We start from the raw sequence: 17892 nt of genomic DNA on the forward strand, positions 1-17892 counted from the left end.
TGTGAGGCGACAAGGGAGAGATCAACATGGGGGAAGGGCATACAAGCCGAGGCAAATGGTCAGAGAATTCTGTTCCACACAAAGGATGGAATTGTGTCGGCGTAGACGACCTGGAGGAGCCTTCGCAACTGTGCCAGATGTGCGAAAGTGTCGAGATCCGATACGTCCATTTCATGGAGCACCCGGATTATACCGAAACGCTGGCTGTCGGCTGCGTTTGTGCCGAACATATGGAAGATGATTACGTTAGGCCACGTGAACGGGAGAAAGATCTGCGGCGGCTCAGTGGGCGTCGCAGAAGCTGGGCTGGTCGGAAATGGCGGATTTCGCAAAACGGCAATTCCTATATCAATACCGAAGGATTCAACATCGTGATCTACAATCGGGATAATGGCTTCGTGGTTTCGGTTGCCCGGCGTGAGAGCGGTAAGCGCCAGGCCGGCAAACAGATTTACCCGGCTTTACCTGATGCCAAGGCCTCCGCGTTGAAAGCGTTGCTATGGGCAAAATCGCATTTATGAGGACAATAAATGAGTGAACCTGACGAAGCGCCGCCGGTCAGTGCACCCAATTTTTCCATTTCCGTTTCCGGAATGGAGGAGAACGCTGGCCGCACGCTGGCTGAGACCGTCGGGGCATACATTCGAGAGATCAGCCGGTACGTGAATATGACGGCTCTCGACGGCGCGACCATTGCGGTTGATTATGCCGAAGCTCTTGCGGGCCTGGATCGTGGCTATGAGACCAGTTATCGACTAACGCCAAGTTCCGAACTCGTGCAGGGTGTTGCAATGGCCCCGCTTGTCAATCGGCTTGGAATGTTGACCCCGTATCGGCGTCCAATTTTGACCCCCTGTAGGCGATCAGCGCTTGGCCTGCCCGGCGCTGGCCGGGGTTGCAGAGGGTAGGCCAAGTGCGGGTGATTATTATCTTCGGCTTTAGCTTTGAGAGCGGTTTTTGAAGCGCCAGGATTCGTTTCCGGTCTCGACGATCTCGCAGTGATGTGTCAGGCGGTCGAGGAGTGCTGTCGTCATCTTGGCATCACCGAACACTGATGGCCATTCGCCGAAGGCCAGGTTCGTCGTGACGATGATTGATGTGCGCTCGTAAAGTCTGCTGATTAGGTGGAACAGGAGCTGACCACCGGCTTGGGCAAACGGGAGATAGCCGAGTTCATCGAGAATAATGAAGTCGAGGCGTGTAAGGTAATCTGCCATCCGACCTTGTTTACCGTTGCGTGTCTCCGTTTCCAGGCGGTTGACCAGGTCAACGACATTGTAGAAGCGCCCACGCGTGCCGTTACGAATGAGCGCACGGGCAATTGCAATGGCGAGGTGGCTCTTGCCCGTCCCCGTGCCGCCGACAAGGACGACATTGCGCTGGTCGGCGACAAAGGTGCCCGTAGCCAGCTCCCGCACCAGGGATTCATTGATGGGCGTATCGGTGAAGTCAAAGTCGTCAATGTCTTTCGCCAGCGGCAGTTTGGCGATGGTGAGCTGGTAACGAATGGAGCGTGCCTGCTTCTCGGCGATTTCCGACTGCAGGAGGTCACCGACAATATGCGGCGGTTCGTGCTGCCGTTTGATCCCATTGCTCATGACCTCGTCGTAGGCGCTGCGCATTCCGTAGAGCTTCAATGTGCTCATCAGTTCAAGAACCTGTGTTCGTTCCATCAACTTGCCCTCCTGAGCCTGTCGTAACGGGCGCAGTCGGCGACCGGCTCATGGGCAAGCCGAAGCGCATCCGGGATTTGCAGGGTAGCTGCGGGAGCCGGATCGCGGCTTCGCGCCAGAATGTTAATGATCACCGAGGCCGAGCAGACGCCGTGATCGAGCGCTTCCTGACAGGCAGCCTCGACGGCGGTAAGACCATCGGCAGGAACGCATCCGAGTATGGTGACCATCTGCCGATCACCGTCGTCAGCGCTCTTCAATCGCTTGCGGACCTTTTCCATCGCGGTTGGCAAGACCCATTCGCGGAAGGGAGCGCCATTGCGCAAGGCACCGGGTTTGCGAGCAAGAACAGGCACATAATGCCAAGGGTCGTAGACAGTGTCGCCACGACCAAAACTACGCTGGTGTTCAGCGACCGTCACTCCATCCTGTTTGATGACGATCCGATCAGCATAGGCGTGAACCTCGACAGGGCGGCCGACGGCTGTCGACAGGACCGAATATTTGTTGTTGTCGAAGCGCACGGTGCAGGTCTTCGACACCGAGGCTGGGACGCTGTGGAACCCGTCGAATGGGCCGACGTAGCGCACAAGGCTGCCACGCTCGGCCTCGAACATCTGCCAGATCGTCTGCGCCGTCTGTTCGGGATGGCTATGGGCCTTGGCATAGGCAACGCATTTATCGAGGAGCCAAGCATTCAGTTCCTCCAGGCTTTTGACCCTAAGACGCGGCGTAAAGAAGCGCTCGCGCACGAGGCCGACCTGGTTCTCGACCTGACCCTTCTCCCATCCGGATGCTGGCGTGCAGGCGACCGGCTGAACGAGATAGTGGCTGCACATCTGCAGGAAACGGCGGTTATATTGCCGTTCTTTGCCGACAAACACGGCCTCGACCGCCGTCTTCATGTTGTCGTAGATGCCACGCGTGCAGGTGCCACGGAAGAAGTCGAAGGCCCTGTCGTGCGCGTCGAACACCATCTCCTGGCTCTCACGCATATATGCCCGCGCAAACATCATGCGGCTGTGGCAGAGACGGACATGCGCGACTTTCACCGTGGTCGTCACGCCGTTGATCAGCACGATCTCGTGGCTCCAGTCGAACTGATAGGCCTCGCCGGGCGCATAGTAGAGCGGCACGTAGGCCTCGGCCGTCACGGCACCGCGGTCTTTTGACCAACCCTTTGCATAACGGCGGATCGCATCGTAGCTGCCATCGTAACCGAGTGCCCGTAGTTCTTCGTAAATCCGGATCAGCGTCAGTCGTTCGCGCGATGTCTTGCCTTCGTTGGCGGCTAGAAAGCGTTCGATCTCACCTTTCCAAAGACCTGTCTTTGGTAACGGTTGTCGCTCCCTCTCGTAAGAAAAGTCCGTCTCATCGGACCGCAATATCTTGCGGACCGTATTGCGGGAGACATGCAGCTCCCGGACAATCTGCTTAACCGACCAGCCCTGAACGTGAAAGGCTCGACGAACACGTGCAATCGTATCCACTCGCTTCAACTCCCCCTCCATCCGCCTTCAAAAGACGAATGGACAGATGAAACAGCAGGGGGGTCAAAATTGGACGCCGATCACCCCGCCAGAGGGGTCAATATTCCACGCCGAAACACAGCCGAGGTTTTCATCTATCACCTCGATGAAACGCAGGCGCGGGCAAACGAGGCGATTCGTGCCTATCGCACCCATCACGATCACGACCGGATCTTCAGTGAGATGACGACATATTACTGCAACTTGACCAAGGCTGCATGCTATCTGCTAGGTCATCTTGATGGAAAAGATATGTCTGTGAGCGCTGTTCCAGAAATCACGGTCGCATTAAATGATCACTGGTTTAAGCCATATCTTGAGCAGTTGACGTCAGAACTGCGATGCATTTGGTCCAAGTATGGCGAATGGGAAAAGGACAGTTTCGAGGCTCTCGGTGACATCGCCGTCGATGTCCTGGGGGAAGGGGGCATGTACTTCACGTTCGACCATGGCCAGGTCGGATTCCGCATTCCGTATTCTGCCGATACCATGCCCGCAGATTGAGTTGTTCAGAATGAAGGTCTCCAAATGATCGAGGTCCCTACACGCGACGAGATCGAAAACCGGAGGATTTCCGAAGGTACATTCTACGACTTCAAACGGGAGGTCGATCTCGACAAGAAGTACCCCGGAGGGGCAAAATCAGCCAAGGAGCGTTTTGTAGACGATGTGGTTGCGTTCCTGAATGGCGAAGGCGGTCATCTCATAATCGGTGTCATTGAATCGGATGGTGTGTGGGACAGCTACGTTCCGTTGACTGCCGATCGAGAGAAAACCTGTAATCGGTTTCTACAGGTCATCCAGTCGACCATCACGCCGCTGCCTACAAAGATTGATGTCGTTCCGATCGATGTCCCTGGAGGTTACATTCTCGACGTGAGGATCCCGCCACACTGGAAAAAACCCTATCAAAATTCGATGTCTGGCGCGTTTTATGTACGAGCTGGTCCTCGCAACAGGGTTTTGAGTGTACCGGAAATTCGAGAACACTTTGCGGATCTTGAAAAGATGGAGGGTGATCTCAGCCGACTGTTTGACAGCTTCCGGCGAGATCTGATGGCAGACGACAATATCGCGAGCATTGGTCGACTAGGCGCGGGAGGGTTTAGCGACGACGATGACGACGGAGAAGGTGCGCGATTGCTTATCGGGATACTTCCCCGACAACATTATGACAGATCAAGGAAGCGCTATGAAATCGGGAAGCCGTCCCAACAACTGACGGCAGCGTTTAACGGTGGCTGGTATCCAAGATTGAGAGGCTGCGCTGGCGGGTTCGAAGCGCTAACGGCGCACGAGCGACTATTCTTGGCGACAGACTGGAACGTGATGGCCTGGATTAAGCACCCGTTCGATTTTTCACGGGAGCGGCCGGACATCAACGCGTTCGAGAACAATTTGAAACGATATCTCCAGTCACTGCATGATTTCCTAAATGATGGAGGTGTCGTAGGACCTTATGCGATCACTTTGGCGATCGAGGGATTGGATGAAATCGAGGGCTGGTCGCGTCCGGGGATGCCGTCGGAAGTCGGTGATAGCCGTCCATCAGTCGTCGAAACGCCAATAGATGCGCGATTAGTCGAAGAGTTTGTTGCGCAGGTCAGGAGCGCGCTGTTTCCATGAAGCGGGTTGGGTCATTCTTTCAGCCAAGATCGAACGGTGCGTCTTCAGGCGCCTGAACGATCGTTGCCAATCGGGACAGACGATCCGCCGCAGCTTTTTCGGCCGCTTCGAGATGCGTCTTGCGGCGCTTCTGGCGTAGGGCATTCATCTGATCGGCAGCCCTGCGCCCGATAACTGACGACGCCCCGCATATATGCCGTTGCGTCCCGAGTTGTGCGAGCAGAGCTTGGATGCAGTTGTCGCGCTCGTCGATCGTTTCGGCGAGACGCAGTGTTTCCCAGAGCTCCTTGATCCGCAGATTGAGGCTGTTCGGGGCGACGAGTTGGCGCCCGACAACGCCGATCCCGGTGATGAAGACTGGTCGACTACTTGTCCGGAAGCGGATCTTGTGGGATCGCAGACCCGCACCAGCAATGACCTTGCGGATCTCGCGGACCACGTCGCCATGCACAAACTTCCCCGAAATGGTCAGATCGTCCACCCAGAGGGAATAGAGCAGGCCATGGCGATCGCAAAGGTCGGCGATCTTGTCGAACATCGACCGGTGAATGAGTGTGCAAAGCACAGGTGTCAGCGGCGAGCCGAATGACACTTGGTCATCGATGGTAGCAAGGTGAGTCAGCAGCCCGGCGACATCCGGATACATTCCCATCTCGTCCTGAAACCAACGCCGCACCATTGTGGCTGTCGTCGACGGATAGAACTGCTTCAGGTCTAGGGTCAGATACTGGTTCTGGCCGAGATGCAGGGCAGCGTTGTCGCGCTGACCGCGATGACGCCGCGGGCTGAAAAGATAGCTCGGCTGTTTTATCTTGTTGAGGTGATATTTCAGTCGCTCGTGGACGCCGCGCAGATCAGCTACCGGATATTTCAGATCGCGAAGCTTTTTCTTTTTCCCGATCTCTTCCTGACGGCGTACGACAAAGTGCTCCTTGTGGTTCACAAGATAGCGCAGATGTTCGCGCGTCGTCCCAAGCAAATCGGCGATCTCGCGTTGCGTCGGTCGCTGCGCGAAAGGTGAACGTACAAGATCGTACCGTTCAATGGGCGAGCGGATGGGCTTACGACGCATGCGAGACGTCGCGCGGTGATAGCTTCTCGAGCAGCGAAAGGACGCCGCTTGCTACTATCAGCTTTCCTCGTTTTGGGATTGGCTGGCCGTCCAGTTCTTCGGCGAAGAATAGCAACTGCGACATGCGGACATGAAATTTGGTGCTATAGCGTTCCAAAAGTTCCATGGAGACGGCTTTCGTGCCGCTCTCGACTTCGGAAACCATAGATTGGGAAATTTCCAGCTCGGTGGCGAGCTCCTTTTGCGACAGGCCGAGATAAAGACGCAGCAGTCTGAGAGCATCGTTCATCATCGGGCGTTTCGTTGTACTCATAACGTGCTCCTTGAGGGCTATTTCCGAGGTCGCCGCTCATTGCCGGTCTGAAAACCAGGACCAAAAGCGCAGGATAACGTTTGCTACCTGGCCCAACGCGACAATGACCTTGAAGACCATTACCGCGTTCAACATACGACGCCGCCGCTGGCGATGACCGTTCTTGCTCATGTATAGTTCTCCTTGTTTCCGCCGACCGGGATGGCCGGCGCCCGTAGAAACAGGAAGACTGATCAGCGACGTTTGACCTCGAACATGCCGCACCCGAGCCCGCCGGGTGCGGCGCGCGTGCCGCGGTCCCTAGCCAGACGCAGGATTGAATCGGGGATTTTAATCCCCACAGGGCCTCCGGCCCCACACATAGACGGGTTCAGTTATGAGCAATCATCACGATGACGAAGATAGGATCGAGCAAAGGAATTGTCAAATCGAAAATCGCTGTAGGCGATATTTTATCGTTGGCGACCGCGCCCGCTGTCGACGCGCACGTTTTGCCGCTTCACGTTCTTTCGTGTTGGTTGGCATCTAATTTAAAAATACGCCCGTTCCGACAAGTCATGGCACCTAATTCGAGATTTTTTGGTGCGATTGCCGGCGCATAGCTCTCCAGGATTCGGGAAATAAGCGTTTGCGATATATGGCATTTCCCGATCAGCCTCGGCCGTTGATGGTGATCTTTTCCACGGGGACGAATGTCACATTAAGTGCGAAGACCGAACTCAGAGTCTCAAATTAAGTGCCCGATTTCAATTTAGGTGCCGCGCTATCTTGTTGGAATTACTGAATGCGGGCTTTCGCGATTAGATGCCAAACGACAACGTCGACTGTTGAACAACTTCAGCACATTAGTTCAATGCTAACAATAAGGGTGTCGGCGGTCCGATTTGGTTCAAGGCGAGGAGGACCCCATACCCGATTCGTAAACCTGTCGGTGCGTTCAACAAGAATGTGTAGTGGCAAGATCTGACGAATGATCGGCAATAGGCCGCTTCAGCGCGCGATTAGTTCGCATTGTTTAGCGTATCAGTAAGGCGGCTTATTAGGCATTGTGTGAAAGCTAGGCCCTAATTGTTGTGAACGGCTGCCAATCCCTGGTCTCGACCGATGATTTCGCTTGCTCCATAGCTTACGTGTATGTGAAATTGATGGCCCACTAAGACAAGCTGCGATCATCGCGGGAATGAAAATTTGAGGACTTCACATGCCATTCTTCCTCGTAACCCAGACCTCGCTGGTTGAGGGGGAAGATGAGGTATCTGCCGCAGAGAAGGCGCTCCGCCAGATTAGGGACGCTGACAAAGTCGCTTTCTCAGTCAAATTTGATGAGCATACTATCACGAAGGTCTCGATCAGTGCGCCCGGCAAGATGCTTGAGGCGACCGCCTCTGCAAGCGCTTATCCCCTAGGGCTTGCCGCACCGATTGGCAATGGGTTGGCGCCACCGCAACCAGTCGTGCTCCCAGCATTGGGCCGTGATTTACCGTCGACGATTGCTCTTGTGACAACGGGGGTCGTTGTCGGCGCTGCCTGGAGCTACTGGTTCGGTTGAGGCAGTCGCTTCAAGTTATTGTGCCAATTGGGATTGAGTGTTTGAGGGGTAATAGTCAGGTTGAGATGGCTGTGAAACCAGGAAAGAAACAAAAGCAGACCATTCCATCCGCGTCTCGTGGACTGCTTACCCAGCTCGCAGCAATGCCCGAGCAACTGAAACGTGCTGATTTCCGCCAACAATATGCTGCGCTTTGCTTCCGGTGCTTTCCCGACCGCGATGACATCGAGATTTTGGTGATCACCTCGCGGGAAACTGGCCGCTGGATCATTCCCAAGGGCTGGCCGATGAAGAAAAAGAAACCGTATGAAGCAGCGGCGCTTGAAGCCTTTCAGGAGTCTGGCGTGCGCGGCCGTGTCGGCAAACGCGCAGTCGGTCGCTACACCTACCTAAAATGGCTCGATAACCAGCATGTCTCGCCCTGCATCGTTGAAGTCTTTCCGATGGATGTCACGGAACAGAAGGCCGATTATAAAGAACAGGGCCAACGCAAGCTAGCGTGGGTTTCACCCGACGAGGCTGCACGCCGGGTGCGCGAGGTCGAGCTTAAATCGCTGCTCGTTCATTTCCGGCCGAAGCGGAAGAAAATTTCTGGAGAATAGTCTAGGAGAAGCTGATTGCGATGGTCCTCACTTAGTCCATCAAATCACACTTGCACCATCTGTGCGGCACTCATCAGTTGTGGCAACGGCATTATTGTCAAACAATATCCAATCAGGCGGCCCGTCCAACCCCAGAAGGGGAGGTCTTGCGCGCGCTCGCTGCTCGGTCCATGTAAAATTGCGCCACAAGATTAAACAGGTCTTTGGCCTCATTCGACAAAGCCGAGCTCGCCGCCTTCGTCTGTTCGACCATTGCAGCGTTTTGCTGTGTGCGTTGGTCAATTACATTCACGGCTTTGTTGATCTCTGTCAGACCGATGGACTGCTCTCTGGCAGCATCAACAATTGCTGCAACGTTCGTGCTGATCTCATTGACCTGTGTGACGATCTTTGTGAGTGCTTCACCGGTCTTATCCACGAGAGTGACACCGCGTTTCACCTGTTCAGCTGATGAGACAATAAGGGCTTTGATCTCCTTGGCGGCTGTCGCGGACCTCTGGGCGAGCGATCGCACCTCCTGCGCGACGACAGCGAACCCTTTCCCTGCTTCTCCGGCCCTAGCAGCCTCCACGCCAGCATTCAGTGCAAGAAGATTGGTTTGGAACGCGATCTCTTCAATCAGCCCCACAATTCCAGAGATTTGGCGAGAAGACACATCGATTGCCCCCATAGCCACCATCGCTTCACTGACAACCTCTCCGGATTTCTGAGCATCTACGCGCGCCATTTCGACAAGATGACCAACGTCATCGGCTCGACGACTGCTGTCTGCTACTGTCGTTGTAATCTGCTCAAGAGAAGCAGCGGTTTGCTCCACCGACGCGGCCTGATCGTCGGTTCGGCGCGAAAGATCGTCGGCCGACAATCGAACCTCTGCTGCCGATGCAGCAATAGCCTCCGCGTTGCTGGCAACGGCTGAAATGGTCTCACAGAGACGTTGCGCTGCAGTGTTGAAATCTACGCGCAGGCGCTCGAGCGACGGTATAAACGGCTGCTCGATCTCTTTTGTGAGATCACCCTTGGCAAGATCATTCAAGCGAGCAGCAAGCGTTTCGACATTCTGTACTCTAGCTGTGACATCAGTCGCAAACTTAAGCACTTTTCGCACGCGGCCCGTCTCATCAAGAATAGGGTTGTAAGACGCCTGAATATGAACGAAGTGTCCATCCTTGGCCACACGCTTGAACTCGGATGCAATGAACTCACCATCCTGGAGCCGCTTCCAGAATTGATCATATTCCACCGATTGCACAATTGCCTCATCGCAGAAAATTGCATGGTGCCGCCCCAAGATCTCTTCGAGTTCGTATCCCATAGTTTGGAGAAAATTCTGATTCGCGCCGAGAATTTGGCCGTCCGGCGTAAACTCGATGATAGCCTGCGCCCGGGACAATGCCGCAACCTTGCCAGCATCCTCGGCGGCGCGGATTACAGTGCCCGTGATATCGGTCGCAACCTTCACTACTTTGTAGACCTTGCCCGCGCGCGAGACAGGACTGTAGGACGCTTCGATCCAAATTTCCCTGCCGCCTTTAGCTAGACGCTTGTACTGACGACGGTCGCTGTTGCCTCTTGCGAGTTTCGCCCAGAACATCTTGTAATCCGAGTGGGCTGCCTCATCGGAAGCGACGAAGATCGAATGATGTTGGTTGATGATTTCCGCCGCCTCGTACCCAACTAGATTGCAGAAATTTTCGTTGGCAGCGAGGACTCGCCCAGATGGATCAAATTCTATGATGGCCTGAGAGCTGCTTAGGGCTTGGAGAACGCGGGCAGCGTCAGTGGGTATGGAAAAGGCCATTTTTTTGCTTTCTGGAGGGTGAAGGTCGAAGCTCCCAAAAGCGAGAATTGCCGAGAATGTTCCATGCCAGCGCTCTGAGTAAGTGGTTCATGCTTTTTATAATTTACGGCCAGTTAAATCTTTCTTCTAATAGCTTCGTGATCAATTTAGTGATGCAGCCCTCTCTCCCTGTGTACGCTAATATTTTTTTGCAGGGTTAGCGGTTCATTTGCCTTGAAAGCTCATCGATCTGAAAATTGTGCGAGCTTTCTGTAATTATGCTCGGGATGAGGCTTCAAATGTAGGACGACCATCTAGACGCGTGACACTCGGCTCGCTTTTCGCGGACATTGGTCGTGACGCCGAAACGTCAAACAGTGATGTCGAAGCGCTGCAACAACAGCGCGACACGGCAACAGCAGTGCCGATGACGTTTCGGGATTGCCTCAATGCCATCGAGAAAGCGTCAGACAATTCTACACGATCGCCTTGAAGGTGATGTTCTACCGATCTTTGACGGGCGCATTCTGCCCTTTAATGTAGGCACCTCCCAATTCTACGAGAACCTGATGGCCAGTGCCCGAACATCCGGAAAGGCGATTGGGAAGGCTGATGAATACATTGCCGCTACAGCTACACAGAACGATCTCGCGATTGCAACGTGAGATACAAGCCTATTTGAAGCAGCCGGATTAAGAGTAATCAATCCTTGGGCCGCCTGAGCCTTTACATTTGCAGGTCTCTGGTTCGAGATCTCATCAAGATCTTAAATCCATTCTGATTTGGTCAGGCGATCTCCGGTGTTTTCATTCATGGCGAAGGGGAGCCATATCCGAAGTAAGTTTTGTGTACTGGTGTCGAAGCTGACAATGTCCCTCGGTTCCCGGGAGTTGGAGCCCCGACTACATAAGCTGTGGTACGTTGCGGGTGTTGAAAAATGCTTTACCCTGCGTCTTCGAAAAGCCAGAAAACGGGTTAGCTGTAATGAAGTTTTTTGTGACGACAGAACTAGGGAAGGGCAGTAGGGATTTGCTCGGTGACAAGCATAGCCCGAAATTGGTCATGCGAAATATAACGATTATTGCCAGTGCCATCGTTTTCACGTGTTCGGTTCCTGCAAAGGCTGATCGACTTGTTTGTTCCGAGTCTGAGCATGCGCGTTACATGACAGTGGTCGGCGAGGTCGGCGAAATGGGTATCGACCTCAATCCTCTGGGGCAGGATCGTGCAACTTTTGAGAGGTTGACCGCAGCATATGAAAAAATCGACCCGAAGGGACCGGAGACGGCACTTTTCGTTGCGCATGTTCCCACCGGTCAATTTTACAGTCAGGCATGTGCGGACGAGCGCTGCACGATGGTAGAAATGTCAGCGCCAGAGCAAGCATGCCTCATCGAGCATATGAATCAGTGCAGCTACGTTGCACTCCGCTTCCGTGGCGAGGAGTTCTGCTTACTTCGTTCGCCGAAAGATTAGGTGCCAAAATGGTCTTTTGGCACCACTCCCGAGTCACACTATTGCGTATTCAGGCGGCCCACTGTCCCCGCAGAACGCTGTCCGAGCCTTGTCCACCACGCAAGTCGAACTGTGCCAGCAACTGGTTGAGGGCAGCAGCTTCTCGAGCAAGGCTGTGGCTCGCCGCAGTCGACTGCTCGACCATGGCTGCGTTCTGCTGAGTGCCATGGTCCATCACGTTAACAGCGGTGTTTATCTCCTGCAGCCCCGTAGACTGCTCGCGGGAAGATTCAACGATCGCATTGACATGACGGCTTATTTCCCGGACCTCGTCGACAATGGTGTCAAGCGAGTTGCCTGTCTGCTTCACCAGGCTGACCCCAGTCTGAACTTGCGAACCGGAAGCCGCGATCAGGGTCTTGATCTCCTTTGCGGCTGTCGCTGAACGTTGCGCGAGTTCGCGAACTTCCTGCGCAACGACTGCAAACCCTTTCCCGGCTTCACCGGCACGAGCAGCTTCAACACCAGCATTCAAGGCCAGCAGGTTGGTCTGGAACGCGATCTCGTCAATAACTGAGATGATGTTGCCCATTTCACCTGCGGATTTCTCGATCGCCATCATGGCCTGTACCGCGTCTTGCATCAACTCGCCCGAACGTTCGACGCCGCTTCGCGCTTTCTCAACCAGTTTGCCTGCATCGTCAGCGCGTTTGGCTGAGTCCCTTACTGTTGTTGTAATCTGCTCCAGCGCTGCAGCGGTTTCCTCGACAGATGCAGCCTGCTGTTCCGTCCGTCTCGACAGATCGTCAGCGGCGGATCTGATCTCATTTGCACCAGCATCGATGCCAGCCGCATTCTGTCCAACGGATTTCAGAACCGAGTGGAGTTTTTCGACAGATCCGTTGAAGTTAGAGCGAAGCTCGTCAAGCGTGCCGGTGAATGGAGTGCGGATCCGGTGAGAGACGTTCCCATTTGCCAGAGCTTCCAGACCCCCGCGAAGCGAATCGACGGCAAACTTCGTGTTCGCTGCATCTTCTGCTTTCTGCTTTTCCCGTTCCAGTCTCTCGCTTTCAGACAGTGCACGGTCAGCATCGGTCTGTTTTTCAAGACGATCCTTTTCAATTGCGTTGTCACGGAAGACTGCGACTGCCGACGCCATGCTGCCGAGCTCATCACGTCGATCGGCACCTGGAACGACCTCATCGACCTTTCCAGAAGCAAGAGACATCATGCGTGAACGCAGACGCTCGATCGGAGACGTGATTTCGCGTTTCGTAACAAACACGGCCAATAAAAGCGTAAGCGAAAATACCCCGGCGAGGGTGAGAAGGGTATAAAGGATAGTGTCGCTCGTCTTTTCGGAGAGTTCTGCGGACCTGGTCTTGATGCCATCGCTGGCACCATTGATCCACGTTCTCATCTCACCGATCGTCTTGGCAGCCTTCTCGTCAGCCTGAACAAGTAGCGCTTTCGCTTCCGCATCGCGATTGGCCGATCCTGCCGCTACCGCCTTGTCGGTGATCTCGATAATGGATTCAGCCTGAGACTGGAGGCTGCCGAGTGCCTGGCTTTCTTCTGGCAACAGCTTTTCGGCATTATCGATCAGTTCGTTAAGTCTCGTCTTGCTTGCAGCGTAGTCATCCGTCGCTCTCTTCATTCCTGCTGTACCAGCGTCGTAAAGGAAGACTTGGTACGCATCATAGACGATTGCGACCAGGCGCTGGCTGGCGATCGCCATATCGATCTCCGCGTTGCCGTCATTGGCGATGAAGTCGGAGTACTCAGTGTCGGCAGATTTAAAGTTGCTGGACACATAGAGAGCCCCTCCAATGCCGATCAGGCATGTGGGAAGGACCAGAGACAGGACTTTCGTCCTGATCCGGAGGTTTTGCATGAGTGACATGGTGACACTTCCATGAACAGAGGTCGGAGACATAAAAAGGGGTGAACATCATCGTCCGCGTTTCAGAGCGGCTTCTGCCGTTCGCGCCTCTACCCCAAGATTATGTAGGATAATATTCGCTTAAAACATTAAAGTGTTGTTAAGCTTATTTTGGGTTGAACTAGATGCTTTAGGCGATGTTCAAAACAACTCTAAATAAGCATTCCCCGCTTATCTTTACTTAGGAGTTGGTTTTACGTTTTTCGGTGCAGATGTTCGCCTCGGCGAGATATTTTCTCGAGGGATGATATCGGTTCCGATCAGCGGCAACTACCGGATAATCGTCATAGCCTCTCCCAATACCTCCAAAACGAGGCCCACTACTCGTTCGCGGCAGTCGAATCCTGCGACCCAATCCGGATTGAAATCCTCCCGAAGACGCGTAGCGGCACCAGGAGGTCTGGTCTTAGCTGTTATTTCGGTAGCGCGAAGGCTACGACGTAGTCGCCCGTCTTCCTGCTGGCACCTGTTCCGCCGGCACTGATGAGTACGAACTGGCGACCGCTCTGCGGCGAGACGTAGGTCATCGGCGTAGTCTCGGCCCCGACCGGCAGGCGGCCTTTCCACAATTCCCGGCCGGTGCGGACATCGATCGCACGCAAATAATAGTCCTGGGTGCCCGCCATAAAGATGATGCCGCTGGAGGTGGTCACCGGGCCGCCGCGCGTCGGCATGCCGATAGGGATGGGCAGCTGCGTCGGTACATTGAGCGGTCCAAGGTCCTCGGCCGTCCCCATCGGCATCTGCCAGGCGATCTTGCGGGTTGCAAGGTCGATGGCAGTCAGGGTGCCGAATGGCGGTGCTTGGCAGGGCGTTCCGAGCACCGAGACGAACGTGCCCTGCTCAACGCCCCACGGTGTGCCTGCCTGCCTGCCGCCAGTGCCTTCAGAACCTGGACCGCTATGGGTGGCGTCAAAGTCGGCGCGGGGAACAAGGCGGCTTGTCACACCGGTGCGGATATCATTGACGATTAGATAGCCAAGGTTTTCCGCGATCGATACGGAGCCCCAGTTCATACCGCCGAACCAACCGGGGAAATGAAGGGTCGCCTTTTCGCTCGGCGGGGTGAACGGCCCTTCATATCGCAGTTTGCGAAAGGCGATGCGGCATGCCAATTGGTCAAGCGGCGTCATGCCCCACATGCGTGACTCGCTCAGATGCTCGACGCCGATGGTGGGCATGCCGACGGAAAATGGCTGCGTCGGCGATGTGTGATCATCGGCAACGCCACCTTGCGGAACTGGCCGCTCCTGAACGTCAGCGATTGGGGTTCCGGTCCGCCGATCGAGCATGAATATCTGGCCGGTTTTGGTCGTCTGGATCAAGGCCGGAATGGTACCGCCCTTGCCATTGGGGACGTCATATAGCGCCGGCTGAGAGGGCACGTCGAAGTCCCAGATATCGTGATGGACGGTTTGGAAACGCCAGCGCTCACGGCCTGTGGCCAGATCCAGCGCAACGACGGAGGACGAATAGCGATCGTCTGCTTCAGTGCGGTGACCACCCCAGAAATCAGGTGTCGCATTGCCGGTCGGCAGATACACGAGGCCTAGCGCATCATCGAAAGCCGGTGTCGACCAGACGTTCGGCGTGCCACGCGAATATTCTTCGCCTGCCGGCGGCAGTCCGGTGATGTGCGGATTGCCAAGATCCCAAGCCCAGACAAGTGCACCGGTTCGCACGTCAAATGCACGCACGACACCGGACGGCTCGCCGACTTCCGCATTGTCCCAGACAAGGCCACCCACGATGATCAGGTTACGGGCTATCGTCGGCGCGGCAGTGGGGAAATAGAACCCCGGCTTGATGTTGCCCATGCCGGTGCCCAAGTTGACGACGCCGTCATCGCCAAAGTCCGTGCATGGCGCGCCCGTAGTGGCATCGAGAGCGACAATGCGCGCATCCACCGTAGTCGAGATGATACGGCGGGTGCAGAGCGCCAGATTGGGGCCTGCCGAAAACTCCGTGCCCGCCGGCGAGGCATCGTGGTACCCCACACCGCGGCAACGCGGGCGGTTGTTGCCGGTGGCTTTCGCATCAAAACGCCAGCGTTCCTGGCCCGTCTCCGGGTCAAGCGCAAAAATCGCATTGGACTGCGTACAGCCGTAAAGCAGACCATTAACAAAGAGCGGGGTAGTCACAAATCCTTCGCCCTTGTCCGGATTGGGAGTTTCACCGGTCCGGTAGGTCCAGGCCTCTTGCAGACCGGAAACATTGTACGGCGTAATCTGATCAATCGGTGCATAGCGCGTACCGGATGGTGTTCGGCCCCAGTATGGCCAGTCAGTGCCCGCTATGGGTGCGACGGCAGCACCGGGGAGGGGCTGCGGCGCGTTGTCGGCAGTGATGATCGGATGAGGCTGGAACGCCGAATACGCGGTCGCGATCAGAGCGAGCAAGATAGCGGTAGCCACCCCGTAAGACGGAGCCTCAAGTCGTCGGGGGCTGTGGCGATGCAGGGCAGGTGTCACCAGAAGGACCGGCAGTGCGATGACAGCCGGGGCAAAAAGCCGCGACACAAGCGGCCAAAAGTCGAAACCAACTTCCCATATGGCCCACGCGATTGTGGCGGCAAACACGATAAGAAAAACCACCGGGCCAGCAGATCGCCGTCTGACAATGAGATAGCCAGAAACAATGAGTGCCACGCCGGTAAAACCGAAATACCACGATCCTCCAAGAGTGATCAGGTATAGGCCGCCAATCGCCATAATTAGGCCAATTGCGATGATGAGAAGGCCAAGGGCTGCAAGCGCAAGCGCTCCAGTCCGCGATGCAACTGAATGAGAAATTAGTCTTCTCCCCGTAAATAAAGCGAATGAGGCGCTGTGCCCCGGATGCACTTAGGTTATCAGGGGGAATGCGACCCTACTATTTCTTCATTCATGCACACACATATGAGTGGCACGCATAAATTCAAAGGCTGGCCGCGAAACCAAACTTCCTACCCATTCGTCAATGACAACGCGTCCACCGGCTCATCAAAAATGGAGGGCTACTCCGAAGATCAGTCGGGGATTTAGGTTGCGGTGTAAGTGGCAAGCGGCGAGCGCGTGCTCTACCGGAGCTCGCTGCTGAAAACTGCTTGCTAGCAGTAGCTTATGAGAACGTTGGCACAGGTACAGTGGCTCGAACTCTTCCAAGCGAGCCATCACCAGCCGCCTCGACGCACGCAGTTGCCAGATGTCTACTTGGTTGATTCCGTTTGTCTTTTGTTATCCAGGTGAGGCGCATTGGAGTGGAAAACCAGCGCTGCAACATGTCCGAACATAACATCATCCAAATACACAGCCAGATGAAGTCGAACACGCACAAAAGTGCACAAAACTAAACACAGCGCTGCACCGGTCCGGGCTATGTTTCCTCACCAGCGATGAGGAAGACCGCAACATGCTCCAAGCTCGAAATCCTTTAAAAATTCTTGTCTTTCTACCACAGGCCGCCGGAGCTACGATCGTTTCCAAACTCGCAGAGCATGGATACGAGTCGGTGATGGTATCGACGGTGCCCGAAGCATTCGACGCGCTCCGCTCCGACCAGTTCGTATTTGCCATCACGACGCGACCTGACATTGACGTGCTGCGCAATATTCGCGCCATCCCGGTCATTAATCTGGAAGTGTTCTTCCATGCCGGTATCCTCAGACATGGGAGCGAGGTCAACTCGAAGCTGTTCGACAGCAACGCCTTCTTCGAAAGGGTGAAGTTTCTCGCACAGTCTACAGCCCCACGGATGGACGTCGAGAGTGATCGTGCGGGATTACCGAAGATGCAGCGGAACGCACGTTGGTGGGTCATCGCGGCAAATGCTCTGCGCCAGAGACGGTTCATCAGACGGGAGACGAACGTTCAGTCATGAGGCGAGATATGTCGTTCCGCCCGAATATTGCTCGCGAAGTTGGCTTTCCGGCCGACTCGGAGGGATGTCATGCGGCAGACCATAGAGCTAAGGGCAAGCCGCGGCGCTCGGGGTATTCTCACGTAACGCAGATTGTCGCTCCAAGACAGGAACAGTCATTTTTGGGAGGACGTTTGATGATGTTGTGGTTGATCAATGCTGCATCGTTCAGCGGTTACATCATCCTCGCATTCTTCATTCTTGTTGCAGCGGCACGGTTCGCCAAGCACAAATGTCTCGCACTGGCAGAGAGATTGCCTCGGCGATCGCATTCCAGACGTCATCTAATCGCCTGGGTGTCTGCGGCGTTTTTCTCTTTGTTGACAATCAGAGCCTGTTACATCGCCGCTGTCATTGTCGATGCCCGGTTTCGATAAGACCCACTCCGATCTACGGTATTGGAACGTTAGCTAACCAGATTTATATGCAAAGAGCGCCGCAACATCTTGCAACA

General features: G+C 55.1%; 15 protein-coding genes and 2 pseudogenes. 9 read left to right on the plus strand and 8 right to left on the minus strand.

What is annotated here, in order from left to right:
• Positions 1-26: 26 nt before the first annotated feature.
• Together RMR16_RS25540 and RMR16_RS25545 are read left to right on the plus strand one after the other, a co-directional pair.
• Positions 27-521: a hypothetical protein gene (locus RMR16_RS25540; RefSeq protein ID WP_320188718.1), complete on the plus strand. Its 495-nt coding sequence runs from the start codon at positions 27-29 to the stop codon at positions 519-521.
• 9 nt (positions 522-530) lie between these two features.
• Positions 531-908: a hypothetical protein gene (locus RMR16_RS25545; protein ID WP_320188717.1), complete on the plus strand. Its 378-nt coding sequence runs from the start codon at positions 531-533 to the stop codon at positions 906-908.
• 30 nt (positions 909-938) lie between these two features.
• On the opposite strand, the gene istB is transcribed toward RMR16_RS25545, so the two are convergent.
• Both istB and istA read right to left on the minus strand, forming a co-directional pair.
• Positions 939-1673, minus strand: a complete 735-nt coding sequence (gene istB, locus RMR16_RS25550) for an IS21-like element helper ATPase IstB (RefSeq protein ID WP_320188716.1) — start codon at positions 1671-1673, stop codon at positions 939-941.
• Positions 1651-3172 (minus strand): annotated as a pseudogene (gene istA, locus RMR16_RS25555) (IS21 family transposase). The gene istB and the pseudogene istA overlap by 23 nt, the downstream one beginning before the upstream one ends.
• A gap of 60 nt (positions 3173-3232) precedes the next feature.
• On the opposite strand from istA, the gene RMR16_RS25560 reads away from it, so the two are divergent.
• The gene (locus tag RMR16_RS25560) at positions 3233-3706 is read left to right on the plus strand and encodes a hypothetical protein (protein ID WP_320188715.1); all 474 of its coding nucleotides are present in this window, start codon (positions 3233-3235) and stop codon (positions 3704-3706) included.
• A 24-nt stretch (positions 3707-3730) separates the two neighbouring features.
• A complete protein-coding gene (locus tag RMR16_RS25565; RefSeq protein WP_320188714.1) occupies positions 3731-4828 on the plus strand; it encodes an ATP-binding protein in 1098 nt (365 codons plus the stop codon).
• Between the two features lie 19 nt (positions 4829-4847).
• Here RMR16_RS25565 and RMR16_RS25570 read toward each other — a convergent pair whose 3' ends face one another.
• The 3 genes from RMR16_RS25570 to RMR16_RS25580 are packed head-to-tail and all read right to left on the minus strand — an operon-like array spanning position 4848 to position 6384.
• The gene (locus RMR16_RS25570; protein ID WP_320188713.1) at positions 4848-5900 is read right to left on the minus strand and encodes a reverse transcriptase family protein; all 1053 of its coding nucleotides are present in this window, start codon (positions 5898-5900) and stop codon (positions 4848-4850) included.
• Positions 5890-6192 carry a helix-turn-helix domain-containing protein gene (locus RMR16_RS25575; RefSeq protein ID WP_320201334.1) on the minus strand — a complete coding sequence of 101 codons (303 nt, stop codon included), beginning with the start codon at positions 6190-6192 and terminating at the stop codon, positions 5890-5892. The genes RMR16_RS25570 and RMR16_RS25575 overlap by 11 nt, the downstream gene beginning before the upstream one ends.
• Positions 6193-6249: 57 nt before the next feature.
• Positions 6250-6384 carry a hypothetical protein gene (locus tag RMR16_RS25580; RefSeq protein WP_320188711.1) on the minus strand — a complete coding sequence of 45 codons (135 nt, stop codon included), beginning with the start codon at positions 6382-6384 and terminating at the stop codon, positions 6250-6252.
• Positions 6385-7414: 1030 nt separating this feature from the next.
• On the opposite strand from RMR16_RS25580, the gene RMR16_RS25585 reads away from it, so the two are divergent.
• Entirely contained in the window at positions 7415-7762 is a 348-nt protein-coding gene (locus RMR16_RS25585) for a hypothetical protein (protein WP_320188710.1), read from the plus strand.
• A 71-nt stretch (positions 7763-7833) separates the two neighbouring features.
• On the plus strand, positions 7834-8364 hold the full coding sequence (locus tag RMR16_RS25590) for an NUDIX hydrolase (RefSeq protein WP_320188012.1): 531 nt from the start codon (positions 7834-7836) through the stop codon (positions 8362-8364).
• A gap of 112 nt (positions 8365-8476) precedes the next feature.
• Here RMR16_RS25590 and RMR16_RS25595 read toward each other — a convergent pair whose 3' ends face one another.
• The gene (locus tag RMR16_RS25595) at positions 8477-10165 is read right to left on the minus strand and encodes a methyl-accepting chemotaxis protein (RefSeq protein ID WP_320187929.1); all 1689 of its coding nucleotides are present in this window, start codon (positions 10163-10165) and stop codon (positions 8477-8479) included.
• Positions 10166-10575: 410 nt separating this feature from the next.
• On the opposite strand from RMR16_RS25595, the pseudogene RMR16_RS25600 reads away from it, so the two are divergent.
• Together RMR16_RS25600 and RMR16_RS25605 are read left to right on the plus strand one after the other, a co-directional pair.
• Positions 10576-10809 (plus strand): annotated as a pseudogene (locus RMR16_RS25600) (VapC toxin family PIN domain ribonuclease); the annotation flags it as partial.
• A 319-nt stretch (positions 10810-11128) separates the two neighbouring features.
• Positions 11129-11620, plus strand: a complete 492-nt coding sequence (locus RMR16_RS25605; protein ID WP_320187930.1) for a hypothetical protein — start codon at positions 11129-11131, stop codon at positions 11618-11620.
• Between the two features lie 49 nt (positions 11621-11669).
• Here the strand turns inward: RMR16_RS25605 and RMR16_RS25610 are convergent, their stop codons facing one another.
• Positions 11670-13502 carry a methyl-accepting chemotaxis protein gene (locus RMR16_RS25610; protein WP_320187931.1) on the minus strand — a complete coding sequence of 611 codons (1833 nt, stop codon included), beginning with the start codon at positions 13500-13502 and terminating at the stop codon, positions 11670-11672.
• A gap of 452 nt (positions 13503-13954) precedes the next feature.
• The gene (locus RMR16_RS25615; RefSeq protein ID WP_320188739.1) at positions 13955-16333 is read right to left on the minus strand and encodes a membrane-bound PQQ-dependent dehydrogenase, glucose/quinate/shikimate family; all 2379 of its coding nucleotides are present in this window, start codon (positions 16331-16333) and stop codon (positions 13955-13957) included.
• Positions 16334-16931: 598 nt separating this feature from the next.
• Between RMR16_RS25615 and RMR16_RS25620 the strand changes: the two genes are divergently transcribed.
• Positions 16932-17399, plus strand: coding sequence for a hypothetical protein (locus RMR16_RS25620; RefSeq protein ID WP_320187932.1), 468 nt, complete (start codon positions 16932-16934; stop codon positions 17397-17399).
• Positions 17400-17892 lie beyond the last annotated feature (493 nt).

This window comes from Agrobacterium sp. rho-13.3 (assembly GCF_033957765.2).
In the GTDB taxonomy this organism is placed as follows: domain Bacteria; phylum Pseudomonadota; class Alphaproteobacteria; order Rhizobiales; family Rhizobiaceae; genus Agrobacterium.